Origin of the sequence: Mesorhizobium sp. M0195, from assembly GCF_040322115.1 — a bacterium.
Classification (GTDB): Bacteria; Pseudomonadota; Alphaproteobacteria; order Rhizobiales; family Rhizobiaceae; genus Mesorhizobium.
In genome coordinates this window covers 1-979 of the sequence record NZ_JAMYSV010000077.1, presented here as the reverse complement: position 1 = coordinate 979, position 979 = coordinate 1, and the positions used below count along the sequence as shown (strand labels likewise).

The following is a 979-nucleotide window of genomic DNA, read 5'->3' as shown; positions in this document are numbered from 1 at the left end:
GCTTTGGCGGTAGTCCATGAGGACGAGCGCCTGAGCTATGGCGAGCTCAACGCGCGAGCCAACCGGCTGGCGCATCATCTGATCGCGCTCGGGGTGAGGCCGGACCAGCCGGTGGCGATCTGCCTGGAGCGCAGCCCGGCGATGGTGGTGGGTGTCTTGGCGATCCTCAAGGCGGGCGGCGCCTATCTGCCGCTGGACCCGGCCTATCCCTGCGCGCGGCTGCGGCAGGTTGTCGAGGATGCGGCGCCGCGGCTGCTGCTGGCCGATGCGGCCGGCCGCGCCGCGCTCGGCCCCGAGGCGCTTGTCGATGTGAGCGTGGTCGATCTGGAGACGGCGACCCCGGCTTGGGCCGAACTGCCCGCTTGCGATCCCGAGCCGCGCGCCCTTGGCCTGACCTCACGCCATCTCGCTTATGTGATCTACACCTCCGGCTCAACCGGAACCCCAAAGGGCGTCATGGTCGAGCACCACAACCTGGTCAATCTTACAGCATGGCATGTGCAAACGTTCTGTCGGCAACGAGAAACCTGCTGCGCACTCACGGCCGGAGTGGCATTCGATGCCAGCATTTGGGAGCTGTGGTCTGCATTATCCAATCGTAGCGCATTGCTGCTCTCGCCAAGAGCAGCAGCAGGAGATCCCCTGCTTCTACTGCAATGGTGGTGTGATCAATCGCTGGAGACCGCCTTTTTAGTCACGCCGCTGGCTACAACCGCGTTAGAAGACAAGCAAATAAATCCCACATTGGAGTATTTGCTTATTGGCGGTGATCGTCTCCAGCGTGTGCCTTCCCGGCTACCGTCGCCTCTCAAGTTAATAAACAACTATGGCCCGACGGAAGTTACCGTCGTGGCAACCTCGGGACGGCTCTTCAGTGACAACGTTGTGCCGCATATCGGGCGTCCGATTGCGAACACGCGGTTGTATCTTCTGGACGGTCATGGCGCGCCGGTGCCGTTCGGGGCGGTGGGGGAGCTTT

The 979-nt window shown here is 62.7% G+C and carries 1 protein-coding gene; it reads left to right on the top strand.

Annotated features, from left to right (window positions below; genetic code table 11):
* Window positions 1-979 (top strand): AMP-binding protein (locus NKJ12_RS32060; RefSeq protein WP_352707714.1); only part of this gene is annotated, 979 nt, incomplete at both ends.